This is a genomic window from Streptomyces sp. NPDC014882 (assembly GCF_043081325.1).
Classification (GTDB): domain Bacteria; phylum Actinomycetota; class Actinomycetes; order Streptomycetales; family Streptomycetaceae; genus Streptomyces.
Genome location: NZ_JBIBWL010000008.1, coordinates 66,701 through 73,546 on the forward strand (window position 1 = coordinate 66,701; position 6,846 = coordinate 73,546).

Annotated in this window: 5 protein-coding genes; 3 read left to right on the plus strand and 2 right to left on the minus strand. The window is 75.6% G+C overall.

Annotation, left to right across the window (positions count from 1 at the left end):
• Positions 1-6 precede the first annotated feature (6 nt).
• Together ACF09K_RS19765 and ACF09K_RS19770 are read right to left on the minus strand one after the other, a co-directional pair.
• Complete coding sequence (locus tag ACF09K_RS19765; RefSeq protein WP_392245197.1) at positions 7-270, minus strand: HU family DNA-binding protein; 264 nt, start codon at positions 268-270, stop codon at positions 7-9.
• A 568-nt stretch (positions 271-838) separates the two neighbouring features.
• Complete coding sequence (locus ACF09K_RS19770; RefSeq protein WP_392245199.1) at positions 839-1,555, minus strand: DUF4232 domain-containing protein; 717 nt, start codon at positions 1,553-1,555, stop codon at positions 839-841.
• A gap of 342 nt (positions 1,556-1,897) precedes the next feature.
• Between ACF09K_RS19770 and ACF09K_RS19775 the strand changes: the two genes are divergently transcribed.
• The 3 genes from ACF09K_RS19775 to ACF09K_RS19785 all read left to right on the plus strand — a co-directional run bounded on the left by ACF09K_RS19775 (position 1,898) and on the right by ACF09K_RS19785 (position 6,634).
• Positions 1,898-4,207, plus strand: coding sequence for a helix-turn-helix domain-containing protein (locus ACF09K_RS19775; protein ID WP_392245201.1), 2,310 nt, complete (start codon positions 1,898-1,900; stop codon positions 4,205-4,207).
• A 325-nt stretch (positions 4,208-4,532) separates the two neighbouring features.
• Positions 4,533-5,186 carry a TetR/AcrR family transcriptional regulator gene (locus ACF09K_RS19780; RefSeq protein ID WP_392245203.1) on the plus strand — a complete coding sequence of 218 codons (654 nt, stop codon included), beginning with the start codon at positions 4,533-4,535 and terminating at the stop codon, positions 5,184-5,186.
• 512 nt (positions 5,187-5,698) lie between these two features.
• The gene (locus ACF09K_RS19785) at positions 5,699-6,634 is read left to right on the plus strand and encodes an alpha/beta hydrolase family protein (protein WP_392245205.1); all 936 of its coding nucleotides are present in this window, start codon (positions 5,699-5,701) and stop codon (positions 6,632-6,634) included.
• Positions 6,635-6,846: the final 212 nt, after the last annotated feature.

Below are 6,846 nucleotides of genomic sequence, written 5' to 3' on the forward strand. Positions count from 1 at the left end.
CGGTGCTCATCGGATCTGGTCCCGCAGGTATGCGGTGAGGGCGGTGCCCGGCCGGAACGTGGCGGCGCCGTCCGCGCCCTGGAAGCTGCCGAAGCTGCCGAGGGTGACGGCCTCCCGGCCCTTGAGCGCCTCGGCGATGGTCCCGGGGTGCTCGACCGTGCCGAAGAGCGTGTCGAGGACCAGGCCGACGTCGTCCGCGGTGAGCCGCGGCCCGTTCCCGCCGTCGCCGGCACGGTGAGCGGTCTTCTCGGCGAGCTGTGACTTGTCCATGTACGCATTCCCGTCGCGTCCTGGTGCCGGTGCTGTGGTGCTTCCACCATCACAGCAGGCCGCGGCCCTCGCATCTTCGGCCGGACGCCCGGGGCGCGAGCCGACGAGCGTGCTCGCAACGGTCGGCGCGAGGAGGCGTACCGGCCCGGGTCGCCGTGTTCGGCACAGGTGTTGAGCCCGCGCCACGGCTTCGGTCGGGGCAGGGGCCGCCGTGCGCCCCGGGGCCGGCCGGGAGCAGTCGCAGGGAAAGGAGAGAAGGCCGACGGCCCCCGCTCGCCGCGCTGCGGTACACCTCCCCGACTCGACCCGACCCGCGCCCTGCCCTGCCCCGGCGATGCCCCGGCGATGCCCCGGCGATGCCCCGGCGAACGGCCGGAGCGTTCGCCGGGGCATCGCCAAGGGCCGGTCGCGGGCAGTGTCCACGGTCCGGTGCTCGAGGCCGGTGACGGTGCGGTGACGGCGGCGGTCCGCCGCACGTGTCGCGGTCACACCGGCGTGGGCCCGGACGTGGCGCCGAGACCGGTGCGACCGTCCCGCCCGAGGCGGCCGTCGTCACCTGGCACGGGACTCAGAAGTCGTCGGCGCCGTTGCGAAGTTCGGGGGTCCAGTACCCGGTGAGGGCCTTCACCGGGTCGACGGCGATGCCGTCGCTGCCGGGCGCGGTGACGGCGATGACCGTGGAGTCGCCCTCCAGCATGACGGAGAACGCCGACACGGGTTCGTTGTCCTCGTCGACCCCGCCGTCCGACAGCTTCACCAGGGCGTAGGCCGGGGCCCCCGCCGTGAGCACGACCGGCGCGGCCGGCTTGCTCTTGGCGACGGACGGGACGTCCTTCTTGTGGCTCTCCAGGAACTGGATGTGCGGGAAGCCCGCCAGTCGGCAGGAGTGCCGGGTGGTGTTCCGGGCCGTCAGGACGATGTGGGTGTAGGGCGGACCGTCCTGCGTGGCGGCGGTGACGCGGACGTCCCGCGCGGTGCAGACCGGAGCGGAGGCGGTCACCTGCTCGCCGGTCGAGCCGGTCGTGCCGGCGGAGGTGCCGGTGGAGCCCGCGGAGGTGCCGGTGGAGCCCTTCGATCCGGTCGCGTCCGCGGAGTCGGCCGCCCCCGTCGCGCCGGACGTGCCGGTGTCCTCGCCTGCGGTCGCCGGGGAGGAGGCCACGGTGGCCGAAGTGGTCGGCGCGGACGTCGCCCCGGAGTCCGTGTCGCTCTGGCACGCGGTGAGGGACAGGGCGAGAGCCGTGCCCGCGACGGCGAGCAGCGTGGAGCGGTGGCGCTGGGTGTTCATGGAGAGTTCCCCCGTGAGGTGGTTCGGGGCCGCGGGCGGTGCCGTCGGCCGATGTCGTCCTGCTTGCTTCTCGTGGTGGTCGGTCGCCCTTGCCGGGCCGGTGGCCGGAGGGCGGGATGCGGACGGGCTCGCGCGGATCGGCCCGCGCGGACTCGTTCTCCGCCGGGTCCGTGCGCCGGGGCGCCCGGACCGCGCGGGGCCGGGAGGGGCGTTCCGCGTCGGCCTCCAGTCGATCACTTCCGGTCTCCGCGGCCCAGGCGGTTCTCCCGGCAGAAGTACCGGCGGCGATACTTCTGCCGGGGGCTCGCGTGCGGACGAGCCGGACGACGGGAGACAGCGACGGTGCGCGACGGCACGCCTTCCACAGGGGACTTCGGGCAGCGGGTGCGGGCTCTGCGGGTCCGCGCCGGACTGAGCCAGGAGGCGCTCTCCCACGCGGCCGGGGTGAGCGTCAGGGCGCTGGCCGACATGGAACGCGGACGTACCCGGGGGCCGCAGCGCCGTACGGTGCAGGCGCTGGCCGAAGCGCTGGAACTGGACGGCGACGAGGCGGCGGGGCTGGAGGGGGCGGCCGCCCTCGGCAGGCCGCGTCCCGGGCCGGTCACCGGCCCGGCCGGCCCCGGCGCCCTGGCGCTGCCGCGCGACATCCAGGACTTCACGGCCCGCGGACCGGCCCTCGCCCGGCTGCTGGACCTGGTGCGGGAGGCCGGTCCGGACCGGCCGGTGGCCACCGTGGTCACCGGGCAGCCGGGGCTGGGCAAGACCGCGTTCGCGGTGCGTGCCGCGCACCGCCTCGCCCCGCACTTCCCCGACGGGCGGTTCGCCCTGGACCTGCACGGCATGGATCCCGAGCCGGTCACCCCCCGGGACGCGCTGGCCCGGCTGCTCGGCGCGGTGGGGGTCGCCGACGCTCTGATACCGGCCGGCACCGACGACCGTGCCGGTCTGTGGCGCTCCCTGGCCGGCGAGCGGCGCATGCTCCTGCTGCTGGACAACGCCGCCGACGAATCACAGGTCGCCCCGCTGCTGCCGGGGGCCGGACCGTCCCTGGCCATCGTCACCAGCCGCCACGCCCTGGCGGGTCTGGAGTCCGTGCACCGCACCGATCTGGCCCTGCTGCGACGCGAGGAGTCGGTGGAACTGCTGACCCGCATCATCGGCCCGGAGCGGGTGCGGGCGGAGGCCCAGGCCGCACGCGATCTCGCCGACCTGTGCGGGCACCTGCCGCTGGCCGTCCGGATCGCCGGCCAGCGGCTCCTGAGCCGGCCGCACGAACGCCTCGGCAAGCTCGTCGCCCGTCTCGCCGCCGAGGGCCGGCGGCTGGACGGCCTCCAGGCCGGCAGCCTGCGGGTGCGGGCCGCCTTCGCGCTCTCCTACCGGCAGCTCCTGCCGGCCTCGCGGACCCTGCTGCGGCGCGCCGCGCTGGCCGCCGGTGCGGACTTCAGCCCCCGGGCCGCGGCGCTCCTGGCCGATCTGCCCTACGACGAGGCGGTCGCCCGCGCCGAGGAACTGACCGACGCCGGACTGCTCCAGAGCGACGCCGTCGCCGAGCGGTACCGCTTCCACGACCTGCTCAGGCTGTACGCGGTCGAGCAGGTCGAGGCCGAGGACGGCCCCGAGGTCCGCGACGCCGCCCTCGACCGGACCGCGTCCTGGATGCTGCGCCGGGCCACCGTCGCCGCGCTGCACTTCGACGTCGACCACGAACGGGCCGTCCCGCAGGACGACCCGGACCCGGACCGGGCGCCCGCGGGCCGGGAGGAGGCACGGACCTGGCTGGAGACCGAGCGGGGCCAGTGGCTCGCCGCGCTGCGCCGGGCCCATGCGACCGGCGGGTACCGGCAGGTGGTGGACACGGCGGAGGCGATGCACTGGTTCTCCGACCTCAACCAGCACTGGGAGCAGTGGGTGGAGGTGTTCCGGCTCTCGGCCGACTCCGCCCGTCTGCTGGGCAGCGGGCGGGAGGAGGCGGTGCACCTCAACTACCTCGCCTGGGCCTACAACCACTGTGTCCACGACCCGCGCGCCGCCCTGACGAGCGCCGACGCCGCACTCGCGGCGGCCCGCGCGTGCGGGGACGGGCTTCAGGAAGGCTGGGCACTCGGCTACGGCGCGGGCGCACTGTACCGGCTGGGCCGCACGGAGGAGGCCCAGGAACGCCTGCGTGAGGGCGCCCGCTGCCTCGCCCCGCAGAAGTCGCCGCAGAGCCGGCTGGCCGAACTGTCGATCCTCAACACCCTGGGCACCCTGCTGCGCCTGAGCGGCCGGGCGGCCGAGGCGCTGGACATCCACCGCCGCAGCGAGCGGATCTGCCGCGCGGGGGTTCCCGGCCGGACGGACCAGGTGATCACGGTGTACCACGCGGTCGCCCGGCAGCAGATCGGCAACGACCTGGCGGCCCTGGGACGCCGGGAGGAGGCCGAAGCACCGCTGCGGCAGGCCCTCGCCGCCTTCGACACCGTGCAGATGGCGGCCTGGGCGGAGCAGGCCCGGCTCGACCTGGGGCGGGTGCTCGCCGCCCTGGGGCGTCCGGAGGCCCGCGAGACGCTGCGCACCGCCCGCGACGCCCTCGCCGCGCTGCGAAGCCCCCTGCAGGTCGAAGCCGCCGCCGCCCTCGCCGCGCTCGACGAGGCCGGCGTCGGCACCGGCTGACGCGGGGAACGGCTGACGCGGGGAACGGCATCGCCCGGCGCAGGGGCTGTTGCGGGCCGCGTGCCACGGTGGCCGCGACGGCTCCGCGCGCCACGGTGGCCGCGACGACCGGTCCGCGGGCACGGCTCCGCTCCCGGCGGGCCGTTCGCCCGTCGTCCGTCCGGGACGGGAGCCGTAGGCAGGCGACCGGCGCCGAGGGAGGCCAGGGGCGTTCCGCGTGGAGTCATTAACAGCCATACCCGTCAGGCCCGTTGACTTGCGACGAGGGGCGCCTCCACCATGACCGGGCGGTCACATGACCGTCCGGTCACATGAAGGGGTGTCCATGCCCACTCCCACCTGGACCCGGCTGTCGCCCGCCCGCCGCGAGCGGGTCCTGGTCGCGGCGATGGACGAGTTCGGCGCCCACGGCTACTCCACGGGCAGCCTGAACGTCATCGCCCGCGAGGCCGGGGTCGCCAAGGGCTCCCTGTTCCAGTACTTCTCCGGCAAGCTCGACCTCTTCTCCTACGTGGCCGAGCAGACCTCCCTGCGCGTCTACGCGCACATGCAGCCCTGGCTCGACGGCTACGACGGGACCGGCGACTTCACCACGCACCTCGTCGACGCGCTGGAGGCCTGGCTCGAGTACTTCGCCGGGCAGCCGCTGGAGCGCGGGGTGGCCGCCGCCACCGTCATGGAGCTGGACCCGGCGGTCCGGGACGCGGTCAGGCAACCCGTGAACGCCATGTACCTGGCCGGTCTCCGCCCCCTCCTGGAACGTGCCGTCGGCGCCGGGGACCTGCGCGAGGACGCCGACCTGGACGCGCTGCTGTCGTTCCTCCTGGTGCTCCTGCCGCACCTGGCGCTCGTCGCGCACGTCCCGACGCCGAACAGTCCCGTGCAGCTCACCGGGGTCGGTCCCCGGGCCCGGCGCGAGAATCTCGAACGTCTCGTCATCCCGCTGCTCGCCGAGTTCCGGGCGCGGGACGACCGATGAGGAAACCCGACCGCGAGGGCGTCGTCCCGCTGCCGGGCGCGGGACACCGGCCGGCTGCCGACCCGGTCCGCTCGACCGCCACGGCCCTGCGGCCGGCCGCACGCCGCGCGGCTGCTTCCCCGCGTGCCCCGGGCCTGAGCGTCCCGGCGACCGGTGGCCGCGGCGGGCGGGACCCACCGCGCCCCCCCCCACCCTCTTCCGACCCCTCGCGACCAGCCGGTCCAGAGCCTCCCGGCCGTACGCGTCGTGCCCCGTCGGTGCGCACGGACCGGTCCCGGCCGAGCCGGGTTCGCTCCGGGTCCGGCGCGGTTCCCCGCTCGATGAGCTTTCTCCCGCACACCGCTCGGGCTCACGGCTGTGGCCGCGGCGGAGTGGGTCTCCGGCCCCGGAGCCCCACATCCCAGAGCCCCAGAACACCCGCACACCCGCACACCCGCACACCCGCACACCCGCACACCACGGAGACGTACCACCGGACATCACTGCTTCCTCCCCACAGAAAAGGTGATCTCGTGTTCCGTACACTCCTGCGGTCCCTGACCGCGCTGCTGCTGTGCGCGGCAGCCGCCCTCTCCTCGGCGTCCGCCGCCCACGCGTCCGAGGCGGCGGCCCCGGTCCGGGCGGCGGACCCCTCCACCACGGGGTCGTTCCCCGTCGCCTACACCGACCTCACCGTCTCCGCCTCGGGCCGCTCGTTCAGCGCACGCGTCTGGTACCCCGGCACGACGGCCGGGGCGAACGCGCCGGTCGCCGCCGGCTCCCACCCCGGCCTCGCCTTCGGGCACGGCTTCTTCCAGGCCGTCACCCAGTACGAGAGCCTGCTCAAGCACTACGCCTCCTGGGGCGTCATCACCGTCGTGCCCAAGTCCCAGGGCGGCCTCCTCCCCAGCCACTCGGCGTTCGCCGACGATCTGAACGCGGCGCTCACCTGGCTCACCACCCAGAACAGCACCACCGGCTCGCGGTTCGCCGGCGCGGTCAGCACCGGCCGGCTCGCCCTCTCGGGGCACTCCATGGGCGGCGGCTCGGCACTGCTCGCCGCGAGCCGGAACCCGGCCGTCAAGTCCGTCTCCACCCTCGCGGCGGCGGAGACCAATCCCTCGGCGGTCACCGCCTCCGGCGCGCTGGGCATCCCCGTCCAGTACGTCGGCGGCAGCGCCGACAGCATCGCCGGCGTGGCGGGCAACCAGCAGAAGATGTACGACGCCAAGGCGTCCGCCACTCAGCTGCGCGTCATCACCGGTGGGTTCCACTGCGGGTTCGAGGACAGCTCCGGCATCGGCTGCGACAGCGGAACCGTCACCCGCGCCGCCCAGCTGAAGCTGACCTACGGCATCACGACCGCCTGGCTGCTCCACACGCTCGGCGTCGACTCCTCCCTGTACGACCAGGTGTGGGGCTCCGCGGCCCAGAACCTGGCCGGTGTCGTGTACTCCGCCAAGCCCTGAACGCTCCGACGCACGACGCACGACGGCGGCGGTTCGGCGCCGGCCGGGCCGGCTGAACGCGGAGGGACCGTGACCGTCCGGAGCACACCGGCGGTGTGAGCACGTCGCCGGGGGGGGGGGGCCGGGGGGGGCCCCCCCCCCCCCCCCCCCCCCCCCCCCCCCCCCCCGGGGCGCCCCCCCCCCCCCCCCCCCCCCGGCGGGGGGGTTAGCGC

What these genes read in the sequence shown, in the direction of transcription:
- ACF09K_RS19765 (WP_392245197.1), bottom strand. Translation starts at nt 270, where the DNA reads ATGGACAAGTCACAGCTCGCCGAGAAGACCGCTCACCGTGCCGGCGAC.
- ACF09K_RS19770 (WP_392245199.1), bottom strand. Translation starts at nt 1,555, where the DNA reads ATGAACACCCAGCGCCACCGCTCCACGCTGCTCGCCGTCGCGGGCACG.
- ACF09K_RS19780 (WP_392245203.1), top strand. Translation starts at nt 4,533, where the DNA reads ATGCCCACTCCCACCTGGACCCGGCTGTCGCCCGCCCGCCGCGAGCGG.